This is a genomic window from Rhodococcus sp. 008, assembly GCF_001682295.1.
In the GTDB taxonomy this organism is placed as follows: domain Bacteria; phylum Actinomycetota; class Actinomycetes; order Mycobacteriales; family Mycobacteriaceae; genus Rhodococcus_F; species Rhodococcus_F qingshengii.
Genome location: NZ_CP012749.1, coordinates 6,517,537 through 6,543,380, shown reverse-complemented (window position 1 = coordinate 6,543,380; position 25,844 = coordinate 6,517,537). Strand labels below are relative to the sequence as shown.

The window sequence follows — 25,844 nt, the reverse complement described above, 5'->3', positions numbered from 1 at the left end:
AAAGACATGGCAACACTCCAGACCCCGCCCGCCTACGAGTTGTCGCATCTGCGAGCACTCGAAGCGGAGGCGGTCCATATTTTCCGCGAAGTCGCAGCGACTTTCGAAAAGCCGGTCCTCCTGTTCTCCGGAGGTAAGGATTCCGTCGTGATGCTGCACGTAGCGGCCAAGGCATTCTGGCCTGCCCCACTGCCGTTCGCTGTGATGCACGTCGACACCGGTCACAATTTCGACGAGGTGATCGAATTCCGCGACCAGACGGTCGATCGCTTCAACCTGCGTCTTGTCGTCTCCAGCGTGCAGGACGACATCGACGCCGGACGCGTCATCGAGGACACCGGAGTCGGTTCCAGTCGCAATCGCCTGCAGACGCACGCGTTGCTGCGCGGAATTCGCGACAACAAGTTCGACGCCGTGTTCGGTGGTGCTCGCCGAGACGAGGAGAAGGCGCGCGCCAAAGAGAGGGTGTTCAGCTTCCGGGACGAGTTCGGGCAATGGGATCCGAAGGTGCAGCGACCTGAACTGTGGAACCTGTACAACGGCAAACACCGTAAGGGCGAACATATTCGGATCTTCCCGCTCTCCAACTGGACAGAGCTCGACATCTGGCAGTACATCGAGAGCGAGCAGATCGACCTCCCCGGCGTCTACTACGCCCATCGTCGCGAGGTGGTTCCACGCGACGGAATGTTGTTGGCACGCACCCGTTTCCTCGAGCTTCGCGCCGGCGAAGAGTCCTACGAGGCGTTGGTGCGCTTCCGTACGGTCGGCGACGCAACGTGTACCGGATGTGTCGAATCGTCGGCCGAAACAACGGGCGCTGTCGTGGAAGAAGTTGCGGCGAGCCGTATCACGGAGCGTGGCGCAACCAGGGCTGATGACCGGATTTCCGAAGCTGGCATGGAAGATCGTAAGAAAGAGGGGTACTTCTGATGCCGCAACTGCTGAGAGTCGCTACAGCGGGCAGTGTCGACGACGGAAAATCGACACTCATCGGCCGGTTGCTCTACGACTCCAAGTCGATCTTCGAGGACCAACTCGAGGCCGTGGAACGGAGCAGTCGAGAACGCGGCGACGAGTACGCCAACCTCGCGCTACTGACCGACGGATTGCGCGCCGAGCGTGAACAGGGCATCACGATCGACGTGGCCCACCGGTATTTCGCGACCCCTCATCGGAAGTTCATCATTGCGGACACTCCCGGGCACGAGCAGTACACCCGCAACATGGTGACCGGCGCGTCGACGGCCGATCTTGCCCTGATCCTGGTGGATGCTCGCAAAGGGGTGCTCGAACAGACGCGGCGGCACGCCTTCTTGTCCACTCTCCTGGGGATACCGCACCTCGTGCTGTGTGTGAACAAAATGGACCTCGTGGGCTGGTCTCAGGAACGGTTCGAGGAGATCAAGGAAGAATTCCGACAGTTCGCGATCAAACTGGACGTCCACGACCTGACGTTCATTCCGGTCTCGGCGCTGTTGGGGGACAACATCGTTGCCCGGACCGAGAACATGTCCTGGTACGACGGGCCTTCTCTGCTGCACCATCTCGAGCAGGTGCACATCGCGTCGGACCGCAACTTGATCGACGCTCGGTTTCCGGTGCAGTACGTGATCCGTCCGCAGAAGCAGACCGACGCCGACCTCCACGATTTCCGTGGATACGCCGGAACGGTGGCCAGTGGCGTCTTCAAGCCCGGCGACGAAATCGTGGCTTTGCCTTCAGGATTCACCTCGAAGGTGAAGGCAGTCCACGGGCCGGGCGGTGACGTGATCGACGAAGCGTTTGCGCCCTCGGCCGTATGCATCGAGCTGACCGACGATCTCGACGTCAGCCGCGGGGACCAATTGTGTCGACTCAACAACCGGCCGCAGGTCGGGCAGGAAATCGATGCGATGGTCTGTTGGTTGACCGAACAGACAACTCTGTCGGAGAACAATCGCTACTCGTTGCTGCACACCACGCGCTCCACGAAAGCGCAGATCGTCAAGCTCGACTACCGGCTGGACGTCAATTCGCTGCACCGCGACGAGAAGGCAGAATCTCTGTCCCTCAACGAGATCGGCCGCATCTCGATCAAGACGCAGCAGCCGTTGATGTTCGATCCCTACCGCCGCAACCGCGTGACGGGCAGCTTCATTCTCGTGGACGAGACCACGGGCAATACCGTCGCCGCCGGAATGATCAATGGTCCGACACTCAAGGAATCGCGCGTCGTCTGGCACAGTTCGGAGGTTTCTCGCGAGGAACGTGCGACTGCCGGCGCCACCGTCTGGCTCACCGGTCTCTCGGCCTCGGGTAAGTCGACGATCGCGGTGGAACTGGAGCGGCGGTTGGTGGCCGCGGGTATCCCGGCGTACCGCCTCGACGGCGACAACCTCCGGCACGGATTGAACGCGGATCTGGGATTCAGTGCCGATGACCGCGCCGAGAACGTCCGCCGAGTCGGCTCGGTGGCGCAGTTGTTCGCTGATTCAGGTGCAGTGGCAGTGGCCTGCCTGATAAGCCCGTACCGCGAAGATCGTGATCGAGTGCGGGCGGCGCACGAGGCCGCCGGGCTGAAGTTCGTCGAGGTCTACGTCGACACCCCGATCGAGCAATGTGAAGCCCGAGACCCCAAGGGCATGTACGCCAAGGCCAGGGCCGGGGAAATCACGGGATTCACCGGAGTCGACGATCCCTACGAAGCTCCGAAAAGTCCCGAGCTGGTGATCAGACCCGAAGACGGAACGCCTACCGAACTTGCGCTGCGAATTATGGAAGTGTTGGACCGGTGAGCGAATCCACACACAGCAGAATCGCCGACGAGGCACTCGCGGCGGAATTGGCGCAGGCCGCCGGTGCGATCCTCCTGGGGATCCGAGCCGAGGGTCTGGGTGTCGACGACGGTCGTGAACTGGGTCGCCGGGGCGACAAGGCCGCCGATTCCTACATCCTCGACCGGTTGGCTGCCGAGCGGCCGGGCGATGCCGTGCTCTCTGAGGAATCTGCCGACGATCGCAGTCGTCTGGATGCAGCTCGGGTCTGGATCATCGATCCGCTGGACGGCTCCAAGGAATACGGCTTGCCGAATCATGCGGATTGGGCAGTGCACGTGGCGCTTTGGGAGCGCGGTAGCGGAATTACCGCAGCCGCGGTTGCTCAGCCGGCGCTCGGAGCGGTGTACTCCAGTGGCGACGAGGCAGCTTCGGTTGCCGCCAACTCGCCGCTCCGCGTAGTAGTCAGCGGATCGCGACCACCCGCATTCACCGAAGCGGTGGCAGCCGAACTCGGCGCCGACGTGGTGCACATGGGATCGGCCGGCGCCAAGGCGATGGCGGTGGTGCGCGGCGAGGTCGACGCGTACCTGCACGCCGGTGGGCAGTGGGAATGGGATTCGGCTGCACCCGTCGGCGTCGCACAGGCGGCGGGACTGCATTGCAGCCGCATCGACGGTTCGCCGCTGCTCTACAACGAATCTCATCCGTACCTGCCGGATCTCGTGATCTGCCGACCTGAGTTGTCGGAGTCGATCCTGGGCGCAATTGCCAAGCACTCCACGGAGTCTGCGGTCAGCGGACGCGTCGCCATGGCGCGTGAATACGTGAACGCATTGCTCACTCATGACGCAACGAAGGTCCGCTTCGCCGCCGACGCCTGGCGGGTCGAGAACGGTCAGCGAACCGGTGACAGCGGCGCATTCATCAGCAACGAGCTCGAACAAGGCCAGCAATATCGCGGAATCGTGGCGATACGTGAACTCGCGCTGCGTGAGTGGGGCGAGAGCGTCGTAGCCCGGTATCTGCTCGACCTCGGAACACCTGGCCAGGCACCGGCCGTCACGGTTTTCGTGACCGAGTACTTCGGGATACCGGCAGGTGAGATCGAAAGCATCATGGCAATCATCGAACCCCACGGAGACGATTCGAAAGAGGCTGGCACACAATGACACCGGACAAGCTGGTCACCGAATTCTGCGCACTGTGGGCAAATGCCGATGTCGCGAAAATCGTCGAGTACTTCACCGATGACGTCGTTTATCACAACATCCCGCTGGAGCCCGTGGTCGGTCGCGAGGCCGTCCGGGCGTTCATCGAGCAGTTTGTCGGTGCCTTCGGTAACATCGACTTTCAGATCAAGCGTCAGGTCGCGGACGGCAACACCGTCATGAACGAGCGCGTCGACGTCTTCACCATCAACGGCGCCGACGTAGCGCTCCCGGTCATGGGGGTGTTCGAAGTCGAGGACGGAAAGATCAAAGCCTGGCGCGACTATTTCGACATGGCACCGATCAATGCGGCAGCCGGCCAGGCCTGATCGGGGCGCCTACTCCGCGATGAAAGCGTGCGGGTAGTCCGACGAGCGGTGCTGGAAACGTGTGATGGCGGGATTCACGATGACGCCGTCTCGGATTTCGATGGCCCGATCGACTGTCTCGTCTGCCTTCCAGGCCGTCTCTCCTGCCATCACAGTGGGCAGGTAGGGAAGAAGTGATTCGCTGATCTCCCACGACGCGGAGTTCCACAGGTACGACGGGCTGTGATCGACGCCGTAGTAAGTGATGTTGTCGCCGACGATGAAGGTCGGATCCGCGAACGAGGTGGGACGCGCCCAGCTGAACCCCATGCCTTCGTCGCACGAGACGTCGACGATGAGGCTGCCGGGTTGGAAGTCCATGAGATCTTCCTCGGTCAGGAACGTCAGTGGGGCGTCCGTGTTCTGCAGTACGCAGTTGACGACGATGTCGTGCTCGGCCAAGAAACCGGGCACCGGCACGCTGTGGTTGTCGAGCATGACGTGGCTGCCACGGACGTCACCGTTGTTGTTGTCGAACGAGACCATGCGCGCCGAGTGGATGGGGGAGCTGACGGCGGTGACTCCACGCTGGGTGAGGACGTCCACTTCGTGGATACCGTGCGCCTTGAGTGCTGTGACCGCGCCGCGTGCAGTGGCTCCGAAACCGATCACGGCAGCGGTGAGACGCCGGCCGTAGTCACCGGTGGAACCGATCAACTGCAGGGCGTGCAGTACCGAGCAATAACCGGCGAGCTCGTTGTTCTTGTGGAACACATGCAGATTGAACGATCCGTCGCTGTGCCAGAAGTTCATGGCCTCGAAGGCGATGAGAGTCAGTTTCTTGTCGATCGCGATCTGTGTCAGTTCGGTGTCCTGGACACAGTGCGGCCAGCCCCAGAGAACCTGACCTGACCGTAGTTCGGCGAGGTCACGCACCAACGGCTTCGGTAGCAGAACCACATCGGTTTCCGCCAAAATCTGCTTGCGCGTGCGGATTCCGGCAACGAGGCGCGAGAGGTAGTCGTCGGAGTAGCCGAAGGGGTGACCGTAGCCTTCTTCGAGGTAGATCCGAGAACGTAGTTCGGCATCGATGCGATCGAAATGCGCAGGATGGATCGGCAACCGGCGTTCTGCCGGTTTGCTCGACTGTCCGATGACTCCAAGGGTGCGTGCGTTGTTCAATTGTGTATCTCTCGATAGGAGCAGGTAGAGATGTCAGGCAGGAGCCTGAGGGACTAGCAGAAGCCGCAGGAACGCTGGCAGATTGCCTCGGCCAGGACCGCGTGAAAGCGTGCTGGCTGCGCTGCTGTCGATCGCCGACGGCAACAGAAAGGCGCGTCGGTATGTGCTCAGTCTAGTCCGGAACGGCCCTCACCCGGTGGCCGGGCGCTGTGTTGTGCTCCGCTGACGTGTGGCTACTGCTCGCGCAGGCGTGAATCCAGTACGGCCAGTTGAATTTTGCTGGCGTCCGCGTGTACCTGACGTCCTTTGTCGGTGACGTCGACGAAGACTCCGCGCCGGTCGGCCTCGCACAGTGCTCGCTGAACCAGTCCGGCCTTCTCGAGACGGGCCACGCTACGGGAGAGCGCGCTGGGACTCAGGTACATCTCCGAGGCAAGCTCCTGCATGCGTGGACGTTCGCACGTGGCGTCCATGAGTCGGTCGAGAGCCTCGAAGTCGCTCATGCTCAGCCCATGCGCCGACTGCATCTGGCGATCGAGTTCGCACGCGATGTCGTTGTAGCTGGTCGACAGCGAGCGCCAGGTGTTGCGCAATTCGGATTCCGACGTCACGACCGCATTCTAGTTGAAGACTCGATTACGTGCAATTGCATTAAATGCTTGTGCATTATGTGCATGTGCATCTATTCTCGCTGACGTGACTTGCACAGACTCGACACTCAAACCATTCGATTCGCCGGACGCCCCGGTTTCTACGGAATCCTCGGATCCGGCCACAGGGGAGGGCTGGTCCCTCAAGCTGTGGGGCATCCTCGCGGTGCTCTGCCTCGTGTTGTTCCTCGACGGTCTCGATGTGTCGATGGTGGGCGTCGCGCTTCCGTCCATCGGCAATGAACTGGGCCTGTCCACTACCTCGCTGCAGTGGATCATCAACGGCTACGTCCTCGGATTCGGCGGCCTGTTGCTACTCGGTGGACGTACCGCCGATCTTCTCGGGCGCAGGAAGGTCTTCCTGATCGCACTGACCGTGTTCGCAATCGCCTCGCTGGTCGGTGGCCTTGTCGACAACGGAACACTGCTGATCGCATCACGATTCGTGAAGGGATTGGCTGCGGCCTTCACCGCTCCGACCGCAATGTCCATTCTCACCACGACGTTCAAGGAAGGTCCGGCCCGTAACCGTGCGCTGTCGGTGTTCTCCGTGTTCGGCGCCAGTGGTTACTCGTCCGGTCTGATCCTCGGTGGGCTGTTGACCAGTGCCGGTTGGCGATTCACGTTCCTGATGCCGGTTCCGTTTGCCGTCCTCGCGCTGATCGGTGGGTACTTCCTCATTCCGCGGGACCGTCCCGCAGATACCGGGGGACACGACCTCGTCGGCGCCGTCACCCTGGTGACGGGAATGCTTCTCACGGTGTACACGATGGTTTCGGCTCCGACCCGTGGATGGGCACACCCGATGACGCTGGGTTCGTTCGCTGTCGCAGCCGTGCTTCTGGCGACGTTCTTCTTCGTGGAGAAGAAGGTGGCGCATCCGCTTGTGCGACTTGGGCTTCTGCGCGTCGGCACCATCGTTCGTGCAAATCTGGCCATCATCGCGCTCTTCGGTTCCTACCTGAGCTTCCAGTTCATGATGACGATCTTCCTGCAGTCGGCCCTCGGCTGGTCGCCCCTGAAGATGGCGATGGCACTGCTGCCCGCGGGCATCATCGTCGCATTCGGATCGCCGTTCGTCGGACGGCTGGTCGACCTGTACGGCAGTGCCAAGCTCATCATCGCGGCACTGACCTCGCTCAGCGTCGGGTACCTCTGGTTCCTCTTCGCGGGCAGCGATTCACCGTCGTACGTCGTGGCGATTCTGCCGAGCGTCATCCTGCTCGGACTCGGATTCGCGCTGGGGTACACCTCGATCATGGCCCAGGCCACCTCGGGTGTCGACGACTCGGAGCAGGGTTTGGCGTCCGGGCTGGTGAACACCTCCGCTCAGGTCGGTGCGGCGCTCGTGCTCGCTCTGACCACTGCCCTCGTGACCGCTGGATCGCACACCGCGTCCGGCGCCGGTACCGCCGGATTCGAGCAGTTCCATCCCGGACTGATCCTGGTTACCGGAGTCGCGCTGGTGGGGTTGGCGATCACCGTCTCGCCGCTGTTACGTGGAAGGTCGCAGCGGGGAAGATCCGTGCGTGAAAGGCGCGCTGAGGAAGAAAAGGAATTGGCCGAGGTCAACTGAATACTTGCTTCATCCGCGAATGCGCTCGGCCGCGTAGGAGACAATCCTGCGCGGCCGAGTTGCTGTGTCTGAACTATCGGGTGGCAGATTTCAGGGCAGCGTCTTTCAGTGCTACGTCGAAGCTCGTCGACGTAGCTTGCGAACCGAGAATCAAGGCAAGGCGCACCAACATGGCTTCGCGGTCGGACGGATCAGCCTGATCGAGTGCGTTCGACAGTGCCAACCAGACGTGCTCGCGATGGCCCTCGTCGTCGACCACCGCAGTTGTCGCCGACTGTGCCGTATCGAAGTGCGTCGGCGCAGTGCCGGCGGTGAGGTGTTTGGCCACGTCGTTCAATTGCGTGGGATCGCTGATGCGGCACAGCGCCAGTCCGTCGGGCCGAATCACGAAGATCTCGCCGACACGTGCGCCGAGGGCAGATGCGAGATTGCCTTCGGCATCGGGAACCGTGGAGTCGGTAGTTCCCACGGTGATCACGCGTACGGTTTCCGGTGCAAGGGCCTGAGCAAGGATTTCGGCTTGCGTGTCGAGTTCGGATACCAGCTCAGCTGACAGTCCGAAAGCCAGCAGGCCGAATCCAGTACCGCGCAGACTGTTCAAGGAGGTAGATGAACCGTCCGCCGAGACCTGGACGACCCTGTCTTCCAACGGATCGCCGGGTAGTACGCCCTCGGCGCCCGCAGCTGTGGGCCACGTCAGCGGGGAGAGCCGGGCGTGCGTCGCACTCGACTGGCGCGGGTTGATGAGGTGCGCGAATTCGCTTCGCTTGGTGGCGATTTCGAGTACGGCATCGCGGGTGGTCCGGTAGCCGTGACTTCCCGGCGACATGATGAGCGTCGACTTGCCTGCGTTGTCGACGTTCTGCTGCCACGCGCTGCGACGTTCCTTCGAATACGCGTCGAGGATGGTGGAATCGGCAGCTCCGTTGATGACGGCGGCTAGTTGCCACACCAAGGTCTCGGCGTCTTCCATGCCCGAGTTCAGGCCGCGAACACCGAAGATCGGAACGAGATGCGCGGCGTCGCCGGCAAAAAGCACACGGCCGTGAGTGAAATCTTCCAGAGCGAGTGCGTGGGCGCGGTAGAAGCCGAACCATTCCAGGGTCCAGGGGATGTCGCTCTGGAGCCATTCGAGGTGACGCGTGATGCGGTCACGGATGCGATCTTCTTGCATCTCCGCTTCCGGATCGTCCGAGGCGTCGAGCTGGTAGTCGATGCGCCAGATGTCCCGTGGTTGGCGATGCATGATGATCGTGGACCCCGGGTTGCTGGGTGCGTCGAACCACACCAGACGCTCGGCCGGGAGTTCCGATTCCCAATGAATGTCGGCAATGACGTAGTTGCCCTCGTAGCTGTTGCCCTGCAAGCGGATTCCGCTGAGTTCGCGCATCTTGCTGCGTCCACCATCGGCGGCAACGACCCACGCCGCGCGCAGTTCGCGGGTTCCGAACGCGGTGTCGACGGTCAGAGTCACCTCGTCGTCACCGACGGAGATGCCGGCGATCGACGACGACCAGTGGAAGTTCACCAGTGGGTAAGCGAGCAGCTTGTCGGTCATGATCTGCTCGAACTCGGATTGCGAGACGTTGACCATGGGTCCACGCGCGTCGTGCTCGGCGGATGCCATGCGGAACTGCAGTACTTCCTGATCGCGGTAGTAACTCCGACCACCCACCCACGGCAGAACGATGTCTTCGAGCTCGGCACCGAAGCCGAGGCGTTCGGCAACTTCGAGGCTGTGGCGTGACACGCAGATCGCGCGACTGCCGAACGAGACCTGATCGGCTGCTTCGAGAATCGTGACGGCAATGCCGCGCTGCGCCAAGCCCATGGCTACGCCCATGCCGACGGGGCCGGCTCCGACGATCACGACGGGAAGTGCGTCGGCCGAAGGCGCCAGGGAGGCGAAGTCCTCGGGTGCGTACTTCTTCGGATGAAAGTAGGTCGACATGGTCACGAGGCTTTCTGTGCGGCAGTGTTTTTCGGGATCAATTGAGGTTCCGGGAGCAGCAGGATGGAAACCAGGCTGATCACGGCAATGATCACGAAGTAGGCGGTGATGGCGAACGAGGTATCGAAGGCGGCGTAGAGCGCGGTGGCGATCATCGGGGCCAGACCGCCGCCGAGGATTGCGCCGATCTGGTAGCCGAGTGACGCTCCGCTGTAGCGGATGTGTGCGGGAAACAATTCGGCGAACAGTGCCGCTTGTGGGCCGGCGCAGCAGCCGAGCGTGAAGCCGAGGGCGATCATCGATACGAGCATCACCGGAACGATCGCTGTGTCGATCAGCGGAAAGAACACCGCTGCCGCCACTACCAGGGTGATCGAACTGCGGATGTAGACGGTCCGGCGTCTGAGAGTGTCCGACTTGTGAGCGCTGAAAGCCATTCCCGCCATCCAGAACGGGCAGGATGCGATGAGAAGAAAGAGCATCGTGGTCTTGCTGAAGCCAAGTTCGGTCTCGCCGTACTTGAGGACGTAAACCATGTACGCGTACGCGATTCCGTTGGTGGCGATGAAGGTGCCACCGGCGAGGAGCACAGTCTTCCAGTGTCTGGTGAGAACCTCGAGAATCGGCATGGACTCCGCCGGTGCCTCGGACTTCGAAGCGGTGAACTCGTCACTTTCCTCGAGGCCGAGACGGATCCACATCGCAACGCCCACCAGAACTGCGCTGAGCAGGAACGGGATTCGCCATCCCCAGGAGTTGAATGCATCGTCGTCCATGAAGGCGGCGAGGGGGAGATAGACGAGATTGGCCACCAGTACGCCTGCGGGAACACCGATTTGTGGTGCGCTGCCGTACAGCCCCTTCCTGCCCTCCGGTGCGTTTTCGGTGGCGACCAGAACTGCGCCGCCCCACTCGCCGCCGACACCGAGTCCCTGAACGAATCGCAAGGTCACCAGGAGTATGGGGGCAAAGACGCCGATAGCGGCGTAGTTGGGTAGCAGCCCGATGGCAACGGTGGCGCAGCCCATCAGCATCAACGAGGTGACCAACATGGATTTGCGTCCGATGCGGTCGCCGAAGTGGCCCATCACGATTCCGCCGATGGGACGCGCGACGAATCCGACGGCGAGGGTGGCGAAGGCGGCGAGGGTGCCGGCCAGATCGGACGTGCCGGGGAAGAACTGCTTGCCGAGCACGAGTGCGGCGGCGGTGCCGTAGATGAAGAAGTCGTACCACTCGATGGCGGTGCCGACAAAGCTGCCGAGGGCGGCCTTACGCGCCTTGACCGTCGCGGCGGCGCGCGTTGCGGTCGGTGAGGCGATGGAGGTCATGAAGTGCCTTTCGAGATGAATGTGGCTTGAAGAAACAATGACGTGCGCCACAACAATTGAAAAGCGAAAGAATTGGAGGTTCTTGCACGGAAAATACGTGGAACCAGCTCCGCTGCCTGGTAGCGGGACTATTGGGCAGGTTCTGAGGGTGAAACGAATTCTATGAAAGCGCGTGCGACGCGGCTGAGGCGAGTGTTCTGGTGCCAAGCGAGAACTACGTGCACCGACGGCACGGCGGGGGAAGCGATGGTCTTGACGACCACCTCGAGCCCCTCGTACGTGACGTCGATCTTGGGCCGCTGGAGTAGCAGCGTCCAGCCGAGGCCACGGCCGACAAATGCTCGCGCCGTCTCGAAGTTCGCAGTTCTGTAGGCAACCTTCGGGGCGAATCCGCCTGCGCGACAGACGTCGAGCGCGTGTTTGGTGCTCGGCGGCGCGTCGAGGAGAACCATCGGGTGTTCCGCGAGGTCCGGAAGATGGATCGGTCGCTCGGACCGCGCGAGTGGGTGTTCTGCACCCAGGACGATCAAGGGTTCGCGGATGGCCAACGGAACTGTGCGCAATTGTGGAGACAGGTCCAGGTCGTAAGCGATTGCGAGGTCCAACTCGCCGTTCTCGAGATGTGTCTGGAGCCGATTCTGAGTGTCCTCGCGGAACTCCACCTGCGCGTCAGGATTCTCACGGGTGAACCCGGCGATCATCGACGGCAATACCGTCGGCCCCAGAGCGGGATAACAGCCGATCGCGATGGGCCCCGACACGCTTCCGCCGGTTCCGAGCGCATCGGATTCGAGTTCCCCGGCTTGCTGAAGTAGCGCCCGGGCGCGCACCAGAACGGATTCGCCGGTGCGGGTCAGTTGAATGCCGAATGAGCGACGGCGAACGCACAGTTGAACTTTGAGCGCGCGTTCGAGTTCGGTGAGCGCCGCGGACAGGGCGGAAGGAGAGAGGTGCAGGCGCTCGGCCGCGGCACTGATCGTTCCGGTCTCGGCTACCGCGACAAACGCGGCCAGCTGACGCATCGTGTACGTGGGAGCAGGATCGATGCGAGGCATGAGATCGACAGTAGTCGGGTAGATTGCCCTGAATATTTTGGTGTGGCACCGTGAAGAGGTCGACGATCAATCGCTGACCTGCGTCTTCGTGGTGCCCCCGGCAGGATTCGAACCTGCGACCTTTCGCTCCGGAGGCGAACGCTCTATCCCCTGAGCTACGGGGGCGCACCGAACTTTCGGTGTGCCGATTGGGCTGCGTTAGCGTAGCGCATCACGGGGGGACAAGACCAAACCGGCACCCGTCTCGGCATGGCGTCCTCGCGGGAGGTAGTCGAGGATGCGGCCGGGGACCATGGTCGTCGAATCATCTGTACCGACTGACTCGGATGCTTTTTACGCCTAGGCTCGGCTCTGAGCACAGGCTCGGGCGGACTGCTCGGGCACCCTCGTGAGGTACGGGAGTCGTTGATGACCGATCACCACTATTCCGAAGACCAGCTCGCGCTCGACCTGAAGTGGTGGGCAGCGGCCAACTACCTGACCGTCGCGCAGATCTATCTGAAGGACAACACGCTTCTGCGGGAACCGTTGCGTGCCGAGCACATCAAGCCCCGACTGCTCGGGCACTGGGGGACCAGCCCCGGCTTGTCGATGATCTACACGCTCCTCAATCGGCACATCGTCGCCACCGGCGCAGACTGGCTTTACGTGACCGGTCCCGGGCACGGCGGTCCGGCGCTGGTCGCGTCGACGTATCTCGAGGGAACGTACTCGGAGATCTATCCGGAAGTCTCGGACGACGCCGAGGGCATCCACCGGATGTGTCGGCGATTCTCCGCTCCCGGCGGAGTGCCCAGCCATGTGAGTGTGCAGACACCCGGAAGCATCCACGAAGGCGGCGAGCTCGGCTACGCCCTTGCCCATGCGGCCGGCGCTGCCTTCGATCATCCGAACCTCGTGGTGGCCTGTGTGATCGGCGACGGCGAAGCGGAGACCGGGCCGTTGTCCGGTTCGTGGAAGCTCCCGGCGTTCCTGAATCCACGACGCGACGGCGCGGTACTGCCGATCCTGCACGTGAACGGTGCCAAGATCGCCGGGCCGACGGTCTACGGACGCAGCAGCGACGAAGACATCCAGGCCTATCTTGGTGGACAGGGGTGGGCGCCGATCGTCGTCTCCGGTGACGACCCCGACGCGGTGTTTCCTCAGCTGTATCAAGCGATCTCGCAGGCGCACGAGAAGATCCGCGAGATGCAGGGTGCCGCACGCCGCGGAGAGGAGTGGACGGGTTCGTGGCCGGCAATCGTGTTGCGGACGCCGAAAGGATGGACCGGTCCACACACCGTCGACGGAATCTTGGTCGAGGGCACACATCGTGCGCACCAGGTGCCGTTGTCCGGCGTGCGAAGCAACGAATCACATCTGCGGCAACTCGAAGAGTGGATGCGGTCGTACCGTCCGGACGAGTTGTTCGACGCCAACGGATCACTCGTCGCGGAACTGGCGGCGCTGTCGCCGACGGGGGACAAGCGCATGGGGAGCACTCCCTACGCGAACGGTGGACGACTTCGCGTCGATCTCCCGATGCCGCCGCTCGAAAAGTACGCGCTTCCCATCCAATCCCCGGGTTCGACCTTCCACGAGACGACGCGAGTGCTCGGCGAGCTTCTGCGCGACATCTACGCCGCCACGGAAACCGAGGACAGCGGCGGGATCTTCCGACTCTTCTGTCCGGACGAGACGTCGAGCAATCGCCTCGGCGCCGTATTCGAGACAACCGATCGCTGCTGGCAACTGCCGATCACCGACTACGACGACGGGCTGTCCGCGGACGGTCGTGTCATGGAGGTCCTCAGCGAGCACCTCTGCGAGGGATGGCTCGAGGGCTATCTGCTGTCGGGCCGACACGGGATGTTCGCGAGCTACGAAGCATTTGCGATGGTGAGCGTGTCGATGCTCATCCAGCACGCCAAGTGGCTCCAACATGCCGTCGACCTGCCGTGGCGGGCGTCCGTCGCTTCGCTCAACGTGCTGTTGACCAGTACGTGCTGGCGCAACGACCACAACGGATTCAGTCATCAGGGCCCCGGCATGATCGACGCCGTTATTCCCTTGGCACCCAGTGTGATCCGCGTGTGGCTGCCACCGGATTCCAACACCTTGCTCTCGATCTCGGACCACTGCCTGCGTAGTACCGACCACGTCAACCTGATAGTCGTGGACAAGCAACCGCACCTGCAGTATCTCACGCTCGAGCAAGCGCACGAGCACTGCGCGGCGGGCGCTTCGGTCTGGGAATGGGCCGGAACCGAGGCTCGCGGACAGGAACCGGACGTGGTCCTGGCCGCCGCGGGAGATGTGCCGACGCAGGAGATCCTGGCTGCTGCACAGTTGCTGCGCGATCACACACCCGAACTGATCACCCGCGTCGTCAACGTCGTCGATCTGATGGCCTTGCTGACGCCAACCGAGCATCCCCACGGATTCGGGGAGCGGGTCTTCCTCGATCTGTTCACCGCGCAGACCGACGTCGTGTTCGCATTCCACGGATACTCGCGTGCCGTGCACGAACTGATTCACGGGCGTCCGAGTCCCGAGCGCTTCCACGTTCGCGGATTCAGTGAACAGGGAACAACCACAACACCGTTCAACATGGTTGTCCTCAACAAGATGAGCCGCTACCACCTGGTGATCGAGGCGCTACGACGCTCCAAGCGTCGGCCGGCCGGGGCGTCCGAGTTGGCGGAGTTCTGCCGCACACAACTCGAAAAGCACTCGCGTTACATCGTCGAGCACCTCGAAGACATGCCGGAAGTAGAAAACTGGACCTGGTCCTGAAATTCAGGACCAGGCCCAGTTGGGTCTGAACATTCTCGGCTCAGTTCAGTTCTGCTCAGTTCATGGGCAGTGGCATTGCGCCGCGAGCTGCCAACATGTCGGTCATCAGCTTGGACTCGCTCTGCTGCGTGTTGACCATCGTCTGCGCCAGGCTGCGCACCGGCCCCTCGGTGGCGTCGGCTGCTGCGTACTCCATCATCGGAAGCCCACCTTCGTGGTGACGAAGCATCAGCTGCAGGAACAAGGTGTCGAGTTGCAGACCTTCCGCTGCGCGGAGAGCCGCAAGGTCCTCGGGGGACGCCATGCCGGGCATGGTGTCGACCGGCCCGGAATGACTCATGTCCATCGTGGCCGAAGTCCCGTGCGATCCATGGCCGGAGCCCGAATCCGACGACATCCACTCCATGTACGGGCCCACCTTGGACAGCGGCTGATCCCACATGGTCAGCCACGCCTGCATCTGACCGAGCTGGTTCTGCTGCGTGGTCAAGATGTCGAACGCCAGCGTGCGTACGTCGTTGTCCGTGGACTTCGTCAGGGCGATGGACGCCATGTCGACGGCCTGGCTGTGATGCACGCTCATGTCCTGCGCGAAGCCCACGTCCACCGAATCCGAAGCCGGAACGGTCAGTGACGACTTCGCATCGGGTCCGAGGAGGTTGGTCAGTGCGCCGAGCGCAAAACCGACGGCGATCGCGCCGATCAGACCGATGATCAGCAGTGCGGTGCGCTGACTCGGCTTCGAAGACTGATCGGTGTTCGTCGAACTATCCACCGGCGGGAATCTGTTCGTCGGTGGCCGGGGTAGCGCCCGTGCCGTCCATCTGGATGGCGTCGGCGCCCGGAGGTGTCGGATCGAACGGCGACGTCGACGGAGTGAACAGCGGGTTGGTGCAGCTCGCGCCGACCTCGGGGTAGACGTTCGGGTTCTGGTTCAGCGCAGTGATGAACTGATCGATGCGATCGTCGTCGGCCTTGTCGATCTCGAGGCGATGGCCCCACGACTGCAGAGAAATGGGGCTGCTCTGACCGGGGTACGGCGACATCAGCATGTAGGACTTGCCGTTCACGCGTCCGGCGAGACTGTCGATCTGGTCCTGGTCGACGAGATCGGGGTTGTACGTGATCCAGATGGCGCCGTGCTCGAGCGAGTGGACGGCGTTCTCGGTGCGAATCGGGTCGGCGTACACGGTTCCGGTGCAGTTAGCCCAGGTGGCGTCGTGCGGGCCACCGAACGGCGGGGTCTGGTCGTACGCCACGCGCTGAGTGGAATCGACGTGCTGGCCGGCCAGGTACTCGATCTTGAGGACGCCGTCGATCTTGTCGGACGGATCCTTGTTCTCGGAGCTGTACTTGTACGGCTCGAGGGCCTGCCGCTCCTCGACCTTGGGCCACAGATTGATACCGAGCACGGCGATGAGTGCGAGCACAGCCACACCGGCGCCGATCGACAGCCAGGGGATCTGGCGGGGAGCGGGGACGCCGCCCTTGCCCTTCTTGGCCGGCCGACTGTTCTTGTTGGCGGCCTTGATGGCCTTGGCTGATTTGGCCCCGGAGTTCTTGTTGGGACCGCGACTATCGGAACCGCTTGGCATCGATTGGGCTCTTTCGGTGTGTGGGCTTGAGGTGTGGCGCGCCCGCGCATGAAGGTACGCGGTGGTAGCTCGGGCATTACCACTGTACTTTCCGAGTCTGAGGGCAAACTTTGAGAGTGGCGTGCGACACGCCACAGCGGCCCCGCGCACGTTCACGGAGAGCGAGGCATGAGGCGAGTCTCCACTTCCGGTGTGCAGGCAATAGGATGAATACCTGTGACTCCAGCTGACCTTGCCGAACTGCTCCGCGGAACCGCAGCGAGCGTCCTTGCCGATCGTGGCCTCGACGTATCCGTGCTACCCGAAACCCTCACCGTCGAGCGACCACGCAACCCCGAGCACGGCGATTACGCCACCAACATTGCCATGCAGGTAGCCAAGAAGGTCGGCACGAATCCCCGCGAGCTGGCGGGCTGGATCGCCGAAGCCCTCACCGCTGCCGACGGAATCGAATCCGCCGAGATCGCCGGGCCCGGCTTCCTCAACATTCGGTTGGACAAGGACGCCCAGGGCGCGATCGTCGTGTCGGTTCTCGAAGCCGGTGCGTCGTACGGCTCGGGTGACTCCCTCGCCGGCAAGAAGATCAACCTCGAATTCGTCTCCGCCAACCCCACCGGACCGATTCACCTCGGTGGAACCCGTTGGGCCGCAGTCGGAGACGCGCTCGGACGCATTCTGTCCGCGCAGGGTGGTTTGGTAACACGTGAGTACTACTTCAACGATCACGGTGCCCAGATCGACCGCTTCTCGCGTTCGCTGATCGCTGCAGCGAAGGGTGAACCTGCTCCCGAAGACGGTTACGCCGGTGCATACATCGCCGACATCGCCGCCTCGGTTCTGAAGCAGCGTCCCGACGTCATGGATCTGCCTGCCGACGAGCAGCAGGAAACCTTCCGCGCCATCGGCGTCGAATTGATGTTCACGCACATCAAGCAGACCCTGCACGACTTCGGCGTCGACTTCGACGTCTACTTCCACGAGAACTCGCTCTTCGAATCCGGTGCGGTCGAGAAGGCCGTCGAATCCCTCAAGGGTTCGGGCAACCTCTTCCACGAAGACGGTGCGTGGTGGCTCAAGAGCACCGACTACGGCGACGACAAGGACCGCGTCGTCATCAAGAGCGATGGCAACGCCGCCTACATCGCCGGTGACATCGCCTACTTCCAGAACAAGCGCGCACGTGGGTTCGACCTCTGTATCTACATGCTCGGCGCCGACCATCACGGTTATATCGGCCGTCTCAAGGCTGCCGCTGCCGCATTCGGCGACGATCCGGACACCGTCGAGGTGCTGATCGGCCAGATGGTCAACCTCGTCAAGGACGGCACTGCCGTCAAGATGAGCAAGCGTGCAGGCACCGTCATCACCCTCGACGACCTGGTCGAGGCAATCGGCGTCGACGCCTCGCGTTACGTCATGATCCGCTCGTCGGTCGACTCGAGCATCGACATCGACCTCGACCTGTGGACCAAGACCAGCAGCGAGAACCCCGTCTACTACGTGCAGTACGCGCACGCACGCCTCTCGGCGATCGCTCGCAACGCCGCAGACCTCGGTCTGTCCGCCGACGCGAGCAACCTCGCCCTGCTCACCGTCGAGCAGGAGGGTGACCTCATCCGCACGATCGGCGAGTACCCACGCGTCGTGTCGAGCGCTGCGAATCTGCGTGAGCCGCACCGTATTGCCCGCTACCTCGAAGAACTCGCGGGTGCGTACCACCGCTTCTACGGCGCGTGCCGCATCCTTCCGCAAGGCGACGAAGACGCCACCGACGTGCACCGCGCGCGTCTGGCTCTCTGCGCCGCCACCCGACAGGTCCTGGCCAACGGTCTCGAACTGCTCGGCGTCACCGCACCGGAGCAAATGTGAACGCGCACCCCGCCGGCCCCAAGCATGCCGAGCAGTTGCAGGCCCCCGGCTTGCCCGACCGTCCGACCAGCCCCGAAGCCTTCGGCGAACTCTCACCGCAGGTGTGGCCGCGCAACGCTTCTCGCGGCGACGACGGTGAAGTGACCCTCGCGGGTGTCAAGGTCGGTGAACTTGCCGAGAAGTACGGCACTCCGTTGTTCGTCATCGACGAGGACGACTTCCGTTCACGCTGCCGTGACATGGCCCGCGCCTTCGGCCCGGATGCCAAGGTGCACTACGCATCCAAGGCATTCCTCTGTGGCGAGATCGCACGCTGGGTCGCCGACGAAGGCCTCTCGCTCGACGTCTGCTCCGGCGGCGAACTGGCGATCGCGTTGCACGCGGACTTCCCGGCCGAGCGAATTGCCATGCACGGCAACAACAAGTCAGTCGCCGAACTGGCCGCTGGCGTCGCCGCGGGCGTCGGACACGTCGTGCTCGACTCGTCGATCGAGATCGACCGACTCGATCGTGTCGCCGGTGAGGCCGGTGTCGTTCAGGACGTGTTGATCCGACTGACCGTCGGCGTCGAAGCGCATACCCATGAATTCATCTCCACCGCACACGAGGACCAGAAGTTCGGTTTCTCGCTGGCCGGGGGAGCGGCAATCGACGCGGTCCGTCGCGTCTTCGCTGCCGACAACTTGCGCCTGGTCGGCCTGCACAGCCACATCGGTTCGCAGATCTTCGACGTCGACGGTTTCGAGGTGGCAGCGCACCGCGTGATCGGTTTGCTCCGCGACGTCGTCACCGAGTTCGGCGTCGAGAAGACCAAGCAGATTTCGATCATCGACCTCGGCGGCGGAATGGGGATCTCGTACATTCCGTCCGACGACCCGCCGCCCGTCGACGAACTGGCAGCAAAGCTCGGCCACATCGTGCGCAACGAGTCCGCACTGGCCGGATTGCCGGAGCCGACGCTTGCCGTCGAACCCGGCCGCGCCATCGCCGGACCTGGCACGGTGACGCTCTACGAGGTCGGCACCATCAAGGACGTCACGGTGGGTAGCTCGCTGACACGCCGCTACATCAGCGTCGACGGCGGGATGAGCGACAACATCCGCACGTCCCTCTACGGTGCGGAGTACGAAGCCAAGTTGGTTTCGCGAACTTCCGAGGCTGATCCCGTCGTTGCACGTATCGTCGGTAAGCACTGCGAGTCCGGTGACGTGGTCATTCGGGACACCTGGATGCCCGAGGACGTCGGGCCCGGTGATTTACTAGCGGTAGCAGCGACCGGTGCATACTGCTATTCGATGTCGAGCAGGTACAACCTGCTCACCCGCCCAGCCGTGGTGGCGGTGCGTGACGGAGTCTCACGCGTGATTCTGCGGAGGGAAACAGTGGAAGATCTGCTCAGCTTGGAGGTATCGCAGTGACGAGCGAATCGGCGCATCGCGCTATCGGTGTGGCCGTTCTCGGCCTCGGCAACGTCGGGAGCGAGGTCGTCCGGATCATTCGTGAGCAGGCCGAGGAACTCGAAGCTCGCGTCGGCGCCCCGTTGGAACTGCGGGGGGTTGCCGTCCGCCGTATCGGCTCGGACCGCGGAATTCCCGAGGAACTGCAGACGACGGACGCCGAGTCCCTGGTCGGTCGTGACGACGTCGACATCGTGGTCGAGGTGATCGGTGGAATCGAGCTCCCTCGCAAGCTGATTCTCTCTTCCCTCAACTCCGGCAAGTCGGTCGTAACCGCCAACAAGGCGCTGCTCGCGGACCACACCGGTGAATTGGCGGAGGCTGCAGAGGCCAACTCTGTCGACCTGTACTTCGAGGCCGCTGTTGCCGGTGCGATCCCCGTGATCCGCCCGCTCACACAGTCGTTGGCCGGAGACCGTGTCAACAAGGTCGCCGGAATCGTGAACGGCACCACCAACTTCATCCTTTCGGCGATGGACGAGACCGGCGCCGACTACGAAGAGACCTTGGCCGAAGCCGGACGACTCGGATACGCGGAAGCCGACCCGACCGCGGACGTCGAAGGCTACGACGCCGCGGCGAAGGCAGCGATCCTCGCGTCGATCGCGTTCCACACCCGCGTCACTGCCGCGGACGTGTACCGCGAAGGAATCTCCACGATCACCTCCGCCGACCTGGCTTCGGCGAAGGCACTCGACTGCACGATCAAGTTGCTCTCGATCTGCGAGCGCATCGTCACGCCCAAGGGCAAGGAGCGGATTTCCGCTCGCGTGTACCCGGCGCTGGTTCCGCTCAGCCATCCGCTGGCCTCGGTCAACGGCGCGTTCAACGCCGTTGTCGTGGAAGCAGAGAACGCCGGCCGGCTCATGTTCTACGGCCAGGGCGCAGGCGGCGCCCCCACCGCTTCCGCGGTGATGGGTGACCTGGTGATGGCTGCGCGCAACAAGGTTCACGGCGGCCGCGGCCCCCGCGAGTCCAAGTACGCCAAGCTCAAGGTCGCCCCGATGGGCGACATCCTCACGCGCTACTACGTGAACATGGAGGTCGCGGACAAGGAAGGTGTGCTGTCCGCAGTCGCCGCCGAGTTCGCCAAGCACGGCGTGAGCATCTCCGTCGTCCGCCAGGAGGGCGCCGGCGCCGGCGCGCGTCTGGTGGTCGTCACTCATGTAGCAACCGACGCGGCTCTCTCCGAGACCGTGGCGGCCCTCAACGAACTCGAATTCGTCACCGCTGTGACCAGCGTGCTGCGACTGGAAGGCACTGAACAATGACCGGCATCGTCAACCCCGTCCACAAGGCATGGCCGGGTCTCATCGAGGCATACCGGGACCGTCTCGCGATCGGTGACAACTGGAAGACCGTCACTCTGCGCGAAGGCGGCACCCCGCTCCTGCCGGCCGGCCACCTCTCCGAGATCACCGGCTGCGACGTCTACCTCAAGGTCGAGGGTCTCAACCCCACCGGTTCCTTCAAGGACCGCGGCATGACGATGGCCGTCACCGACGCCTTGGCCCGTGGCCAGCGTGCAGTTCTGTGCGCGTCCACCGGCAACACCTCCGCCTCGGCCGCTGCGTATGCAGCCAAGGCCGGCATGACCTGCGCCGTGCTCATCCCGCAGGGCAAGATCGCCATGGGCAAGCTTGCGCAGGCAGTCATGCACGGCGCCAAGATCATTCAGGTCCAGGGCAACTTCGACGACTGCCTCGAGCTGGCACGCAAGACCACGGCCGAATTCCCCACCATCGGTCTCGTCAACTCGGTTAACCCGGTGCGCATCGAAGGCCAGAAGACCGCGGCATTCGAGATCATGGATGTCCTGGGCAAGGCTCCCGACGTGCACGCACTCCCGGTCGGAAACGCCGGTAACATCACCGCGTACTGGCGCGGATACTCCGAGTACTACGCGGACGGTCTGACCACGGTCAAGCCCCGCATGCTCGGTGTCCAGGCAGCCGGAGCGGCTCCGCTGGTCAACGGTGCACCCGTCAAGGATCCCGAAACCATCGCCACCGCAATCCGAATCGGTTCTCCCGCGTCCTGGAACGGCGCTGTCGCCGCGAAGGAAGAGTCGAACGGTGCATTCCGTGCCGCCACCGACGAGAAGATCCTCGAGGCTTACCGTCTGATCGCCGCCACCGAGGGCGTCTTCGTCGAACCGGCGTCGGCAGCCAGCGTCGCCGGCCTGCTCGCCGCACGTGCAGAGGGCTGGCTCGAGCCGGGCCTGACCGTCGTGTGCACGGTGACCGGTAACGGTCTCAAGGATCCTGACACGGCTTTGAAGGGTATGCCGAACGTCGAGCCGATCGGTGTCGATCCCGTTGCCGTCGCGGCTGCCCTCGAGCTTGCATAGTGTCCGTGGATTCATCGACCACTCCGCGGAATCCGGTGTCTGACATGACTATAACCCTGCCTATCGGCCTTTCGGTGACTGCTCGCGTCCCGGCCTCGAGTGCGAACTTGGGGCCGGGGTTCGACACCCTCGGCCTGGCGTTGGGGTTGTACGACGAAATCGTGGTCACCACAACGGATTCAGGCCTTCAGATTCGCGTCGAAGGTGAAGGCGCTGCCGACGTGCCCTGGGGTCCTTCGCATCTCGTGGTCCGCGCCATCGAGCGTGGTCTCGAGGCGGCCGGAGTGTGGGCCAGTGGCCTGGACGTGTTGTGCCGCAACGCGATTCCACATTCGCGCGGGTTGGGATCCTCGGCTTCCGCGGCTGTCGGTGGATTGGCAGCAGCCAACGGTCTGGCGCGCGCTCTCGATGCCGAGATCGGCTTGACGGAAGAGCAGTTGGTTCAACTCTCGTCCGAGTTCGAAGGTCACCCGGACAACGCGTCTGCCAGTGTTCTCGGTGGCGCAGTCGTCTCGTGGAGTTGCCCACCGGCCGTCGAAGGCGACGAGCCGATCTACTCCGCGGCCAAACTCGACGTCCATCCCGACATCCGTGCTGTGGCACTGGTTCCCGAGGAGCGGTCGTCCACCGCACACACTCGCGGGCTCCTGCCCGAATTGGTTCCGCACCAGGATGCCTCGTTCAACGCGAGCCGCAGCGCGCTCGCCGTCGTTGCGCTCACTGCTCGGCCCGATCTGTTGATGGCGGCCACCGAGGATCGCCTGCATCAGGCACAGCGCGCACCCGCGCTTCCGCTCACGACGCGATGGATCGGGATCCTGCGCGAGGCGGGTATTGCTGCGACCGTTTCGGGAGCCGGCCCCACCGTGTTGGCGCTCAGCACAGAACCTTTCCCCGTCGAACTCGCGGAAGCGGCGCGGGCAGACGGACTACGTGTGCTCGAATTGGACATCGCCGACGGCGTCGAAGTATCCACGACGACGGTCTGATCCCTGCCTTGGTCCTGGTGATCGCCCACTACCGATCGGTAGTGAACTGACACACCCAGTCGTCCAAATTCTTGCCGGACTCAGGTTTGGGCGCTATCCTGGGCTATGTCCGTACATCGTGCGCGTCAGTCGCCGGTGCATCACCAGGGGGCAAAACTCCTTCCCAATCGGGGTCCACAGTCCTTGGCATGATTCTCGCAGGCATGATCCTCACGCTTGTACCTTCTCCGAAGGTTTGAATCCTCCGCGGATCGAACACTCAGAGGTTCCATCACTCTGGGGTTCAACACACGGGGGAGTGAATCGTCGACGAAGGCGCGTTGGGCAGGTTTGCGAGCGCATGAAAAGTTTGAGGCGAGAGTTTCCGACAATCATGTGACGGCGGACAAGCCGGCAGTTCTGGACAGCAACCACGTACGGCACCACCGAGTTCGGTATTCAATCGAACTGCGGGACGAACCCTCGACTTTGCGCAGTGCGAGTGAGGGAAGGAAAGGACCTCCGTGACCGATACGGACCTCATCGCCACTTCTGCACCCGCCGGGTCGGAATCAGGCGACAATTCTCAGGCGTCATCTTCAGCATCGAACGGTGCGGTGGCGACCTCCACGAAGCGTGCCGAAACGCGCCGTGGTGCCGGACTCTCCGGCATGGTGCTCACCGAACTCCGCACTCTTGCGGGTGAACTGGGCATCAAAGGCACTTCCGGCATGCGCAAGGGTGACCTGATCGCAGCCATCAAGGAGCGCCAGGGCGGCAGCGCGAAGGCTGCACCCGCACAGAGTGAACTCACTCTCGACGACGCATCCGTTGCGCGCACTCGTGCCAAGAGCACTCGCGCCGCACGCACCGAAACCCCCGCAGCCGAAACAGCTCCGGCAGCCGAGTCGGCTCCTGCCGAGGCCGCGCCTGCGCGTACGGAATCCGCCGAGGATTCCGATCAGAGCGCACCCCGTCGCGGACGTCAGCGTCGTGGCGCCGCTCGTCGTGCAGGTTCACCCGACCAGGGCGAACTGAGCATCGAGCAGGAAGCGCCTTCGGCGAAGTCCGACGCGGACACCGCGAAGGCCGCCGATTCTTCGAAGGTCGCCGAGACCGCCAAGGCCGAGGCTCCGGCCGAGCGTCCTGCGCGCACCGAGGGCAAGTCCGACGCTGATCAGGCTCCCGCCGAGCAGGGCAACGAGCGTCCCCGCCGCGAGCGCAACCGCGACAACCAGGGCCAGCGCGACAACCAGGGCCAGCGCGAGAACCAGGGCAACCGGGGCAACCAGGATCGCCAGGACCGCCAGGACCGCCAGGACCGCGGCAATCAGAACAACGCCGGCCAGAACAACGCCGGTCCTCGCACGGACAACCGCAACAACGGGCCGGACGACGACGAAGAGGGTGGACGCGGACGCCGCGGACGCCGTTTCCGCGAGCGCCGTGGCCGTGGTCGTGACCGCGGTGAGGGTGGCGCACCCAACGATTCACGCGAGACCGAGATTCGTGAGGACGACGTCCTTCAGCCGGTCGCCGGCATCCTCGACGTCCTCGACAATTACGCCTTCGTGCGTACGTCCGGGTACCTCGCCGGTCCCAACGACGTCTACGTCTCCATGAACCTGATCCGCAAGAACGGCCTTCGCCGTGGCGACGCCATCACCGGTGCCGTCCGCGTCTCGCGTGACGGTGAGCAGGGCAGCCAGCGCCAGAAGTTCAACCCGCTGGTTCGCATCGACACGGTCAACGGCGGCGACGTCGAGGCCGCGAAGAAGCGCCCCGAGTTCAACAAGCTCACGCCGCTGTACCCGAACCAGCGTCTGCGCCTCGAGACCGAGCAGCACATTCTCACCACGCGTGTCATCGACCTGGTGATGCCCATCGGTAAGGGCCAGCGCGCCCTCATCGTGAGCCCGCCCAAGGCAGGTAAGACCAGCGTGTTGCAGGCGATCGCGAATGCCGTCGCCACCAACAATCCTGAGTGCTACCTGATGGTCATCCTCGTGGACGAGCGTCCCGAGGAAGTGACCGACATGCAGCGCAGCGTGAAGGGTGAGGTCATTTCCTCCACCTTCGACCGCCCGCCGGGAGATCACACCGCAGTTGCCGAGCTGGCAATCGAGCGTGCGAAGCGCCTGGTCGAGATGGGTAAGGACGTCGTCGTACTGCTCGACTCCATCACGCGTCTGGGTCGTGCGTACAACAACTCCTCGCCGGCGTCGGGACGCATCCTCTCCGGTGGTGTCGACTCGACGGCGCTCTACCCGCCGAAGCGTTTCCTCGGTGCTGCCCGCAACATCGAGAACGGTGGATCGCTCACCATCATCGCTACCGCAATGGTCGAGACCGGATCCACCGGCGACACCGTGATCTTCGAAGAGTTCAAGGGCACCGGCAACGCCGAGCTCAAGCTCGATCGCAAGATCGCCGAACGCCGCGTGTTCCCGGCCGTGGACGTCAACCCGTCCAGCACGCGTAAGGACGAGTTGCTCCTGAGCCCGGACGAAGCTGCGGTGCTGCACAAGCTCCGTCGCGTCCTGTCCGGTCTGGACTCGCATCAGGCCATCGATCTGCTGATCGATCGACTGAAGAAGAGCAAGAACAACCTCGAGTTCCTGATGCAGGTTTCCAAGACCGCACCGGGTGCGATCGACGACTGATCGATTCGACGTCAAAAGGCCCACAACCAGCTGGTTGTGGGCCTTTTGCGTGGGCGGAACAAAACCGAGCGACAGTGCGTTGACAACTTCGTACAGCCACCCCGAGGCGTGCGAGACGCGGATTATCCGGTGAGGTACCGCATC

At 63.3% G+C, this 25,844-nt stretch carries 19 protein-coding genes and 1 tRNA gene; 12 read left to right on the top strand and 8 right to left on the bottom strand.

Annotation, left to right across the window (positions count from 1 at the left end; genetic code table 11):
* The first annotated feature begins 6 nt into the window (after positions 1 to 6).
* Genes cysD through AOT96_RS30135 form a run of 4 tightly spaced genes read left to right on the top strand, consistent with a single transcriptional unit; the run spans position 7 to position 4,296 of the window.
* Positions 7 to 933 carry a sulfate adenylyltransferase subunit CysD gene (gene cysD, locus AOT96_RS30150; protein WP_065352718.1) on the top strand — a complete coding sequence of 309 codons (927 nt, stop codon included), beginning with the start codon at positions 7 to 9 and terminating at the stop codon, positions 931 to 933.
* A complete protein-coding gene (gene cysC / locus AOT96_RS30145) occupies positions 933 to 2,777 on the top strand; it encodes an adenylyl-sulfate kinase (protein WP_065352717.1) in 1,845 nt (614 codons plus the stop codon). The genes cysD and cysC overlap by 1 nt, the downstream gene beginning before the upstream one ends.
* Positions 2,774 to 3,928, top strand: a complete 1,155-nt coding sequence (locus tag AOT96_RS30140) for a 3'(2'),5'-bisphosphate nucleotidase CysQ (RefSeq protein WP_042445533.1) — start codon at positions 2,774 to 2,776, stop codon at positions 3,926 to 3,928. The genes cysC and AOT96_RS30140 overlap by 4 nt, the downstream gene beginning before the upstream one ends.
* The gene (locus AOT96_RS30135) at positions 3,925 to 4,296 is read left to right on the top strand and encodes a limonene-1,2-epoxide hydrolase family protein (protein ID WP_065352716.1); all 372 of its coding nucleotides are present in this window, start codon (positions 3,925 to 3,927) and stop codon (positions 4,294 to 4,296) included. The genes AOT96_RS30140 and AOT96_RS30135 overlap by 4 nt, the downstream gene beginning before the upstream one ends.
* Before the next feature lie 9 nt (positions 4,297 to 4,305).
* Here the strand turns inward: AOT96_RS30135 and AOT96_RS30130 are convergent, their stop codons facing one another.
* A complete protein-coding gene (locus AOT96_RS30130) occupies positions 4,306 to 5,457 on the bottom strand; it encodes a N(5)-(carboxyethyl)ornithine synthase (RefSeq protein WP_042445537.1) in 1,152 nt (383 codons plus the stop codon).
* A 233-nt stretch (positions 5,458 to 5,690) separates the two neighbouring features.
* Entirely contained in the window at positions 5,691 to 6,068 is a 378-nt protein-coding gene (locus AOT96_RS30125; protein WP_003941367.1) for a MarR family winged helix-turn-helix transcriptional regulator, read from the bottom strand.
* An 85-nt stretch (positions 6,069 to 6,153) separates the two neighbouring features.
* Here AOT96_RS30125 and AOT96_RS30120 point away from each other — a divergent pair, with 85 nt between their 5' ends.
* On the top strand, positions 6,154 to 7,683 hold the full coding sequence (locus AOT96_RS30120; protein WP_065352715.1) for an MFS transporter: 1,530 nt from the start codon (positions 6,154 to 6,156) through the stop codon (positions 7,681 to 7,683).
* Between the two features lie 73 nt (positions 7,684 to 7,756).
* On the opposite strand, the gene AOT96_RS30115 is transcribed toward AOT96_RS30120, so the two are convergent.
* The 4 genes from AOT96_RS30115 to AOT96_RS30100 all read right to left on the bottom strand — a co-directional run bounded on the left by AOT96_RS30115 (position 7,757) and on the right by AOT96_RS30100 (position 12,185).
* Positions 7,757 to 9,634 carry an FAD-dependent monooxygenase gene (locus AOT96_RS30115; protein ID WP_065352977.1) on the bottom strand — a complete coding sequence of 626 codons (1,878 nt, stop codon included), beginning with the start codon at positions 9,632 to 9,634 and terminating at the stop codon, positions 7,757 to 7,759.
* 2 nt (positions 9,635 to 9,636) lie between these two features.
* Complete coding sequence (locus tag AOT96_RS30110) at positions 9,637 to 10,965, bottom strand: MFS transporter (RefSeq protein ID WP_065352714.1); 1,329 nt, start codon at positions 10,963 to 10,965, stop codon at positions 9,637 to 9,639.
* Positions 10,966 to 11,093: 128 nt separating this feature from the next.
* Positions 11,094 to 12,020 (bottom strand): LysR substrate-binding domain-containing protein, encoded by a 927-nt coding sequence (locus AOT96_RS30105; RefSeq protein WP_030537328.1) that lies wholly within the window; start codon positions 12,018 to 12,020, stop codon positions 11,094 to 11,096.
* A gap of 89 nt (positions 12,021 to 12,109) precedes the next feature.
* Positions 12,110 to 12,185, bottom strand: a tRNA-Arg gene (locus AOT96_RS30100).
* A gap of 243 nt (positions 12,186 to 12,428) precedes the next feature.
* Here AOT96_RS30100 and AOT96_RS30095 point away from each other — a divergent pair.
* Positions 12,429 to 14,798 (top strand): phosphoketolase family protein, encoded by a 2,370-nt coding sequence (locus tag AOT96_RS30095; RefSeq protein ID WP_065352713.1) that lies wholly within the window; start codon positions 12,429 to 12,431, stop codon positions 14,796 to 14,798.
* 55 nt (positions 14,799 to 14,853) lie between these two features.
* Here AOT96_RS30095 and AOT96_RS30090 read toward each other — a convergent pair whose 3' ends face one another.
* Positions 14,854 to 15,573, bottom strand: coding sequence for a DUF305 domain-containing protein (locus AOT96_RS30090; protein ID WP_047270160.1), 720 nt, complete (start codon positions 15,571 to 15,573; stop codon positions 14,854 to 14,856).
* Positions 15,566 to 16,393, bottom strand: coding sequence for a DUF3105 domain-containing protein (locus AOT96_RS30085; protein WP_065352712.1), 828 nt, complete (start codon positions 16,391 to 16,393; stop codon positions 15,566 to 15,568). The genes AOT96_RS30090 and AOT96_RS30085 overlap by 8 nt, the downstream gene beginning before the upstream one ends.
* A 216-nt stretch (positions 16,394 to 16,609) precedes the next feature.
* On the opposite strand from AOT96_RS30085, the gene argS reads away from it, so the two are divergent.
* The 6 genes from argS to rho all read left to right on the top strand — a co-directional run bounded on the left by argS (position 16,610) and on the right by rho (position 25,700).
* Positions 16,610 to 18,262, top strand: a complete 1,653-nt coding sequence (gene argS, locus AOT96_RS30080; protein WP_003941360.1) for an arginine--tRNA ligase — start codon at positions 16,610 to 16,612, stop codon at positions 18,260 to 18,262.
* Positions 18,259 to 19,680, top strand: a complete 1,422-nt coding sequence (gene lysA, locus AOT96_RS30075) for a diaminopimelate decarboxylase (protein ID WP_003941384.1) — start codon at positions 18,259 to 18,261, stop codon at positions 19,678 to 19,680. The genes argS and lysA overlap by 4 nt, the downstream gene beginning before the upstream one ends.
* Entirely contained in the window at positions 19,677 to 20,990 is a 1,314-nt protein-coding gene (locus tag AOT96_RS30070) for a homoserine dehydrogenase (protein ID WP_007726192.1), read from the top strand. The genes lysA and AOT96_RS30070 overlap by 4 nt, the downstream gene beginning before the upstream one ends.
* Positions 20,987 to 22,069, top strand: a complete 1,083-nt coding sequence (gene thrC / locus AOT96_RS30065) for a threonine synthase (RefSeq protein ID WP_003941280.1) — start codon at positions 20,987 to 20,989, stop codon at positions 22,067 to 22,069. The genes AOT96_RS30070 and thrC overlap by 4 nt, the downstream gene beginning before the upstream one ends.
* A 44-nt stretch (positions 22,070 to 22,113) precedes the next feature.
* Entirely contained in the window at positions 22,114 to 23,058 is a 945-nt protein-coding gene (gene thrB, locus AOT96_RS30060) for a homoserine kinase (protein ID WP_007726194.1), read from the top strand.
* Between the two features lie 503 nt (positions 23,059 to 23,561).
* A complete protein-coding gene (gene rho / locus AOT96_RS30055) occupies positions 23,562 to 25,700 on the top strand; it encodes a transcription termination factor Rho (RefSeq protein WP_065352711.1) in 2,139 nt (712 codons plus the stop codon).
* Positions 25,701 to 25,844: the final 144 nt, after the last annotated feature.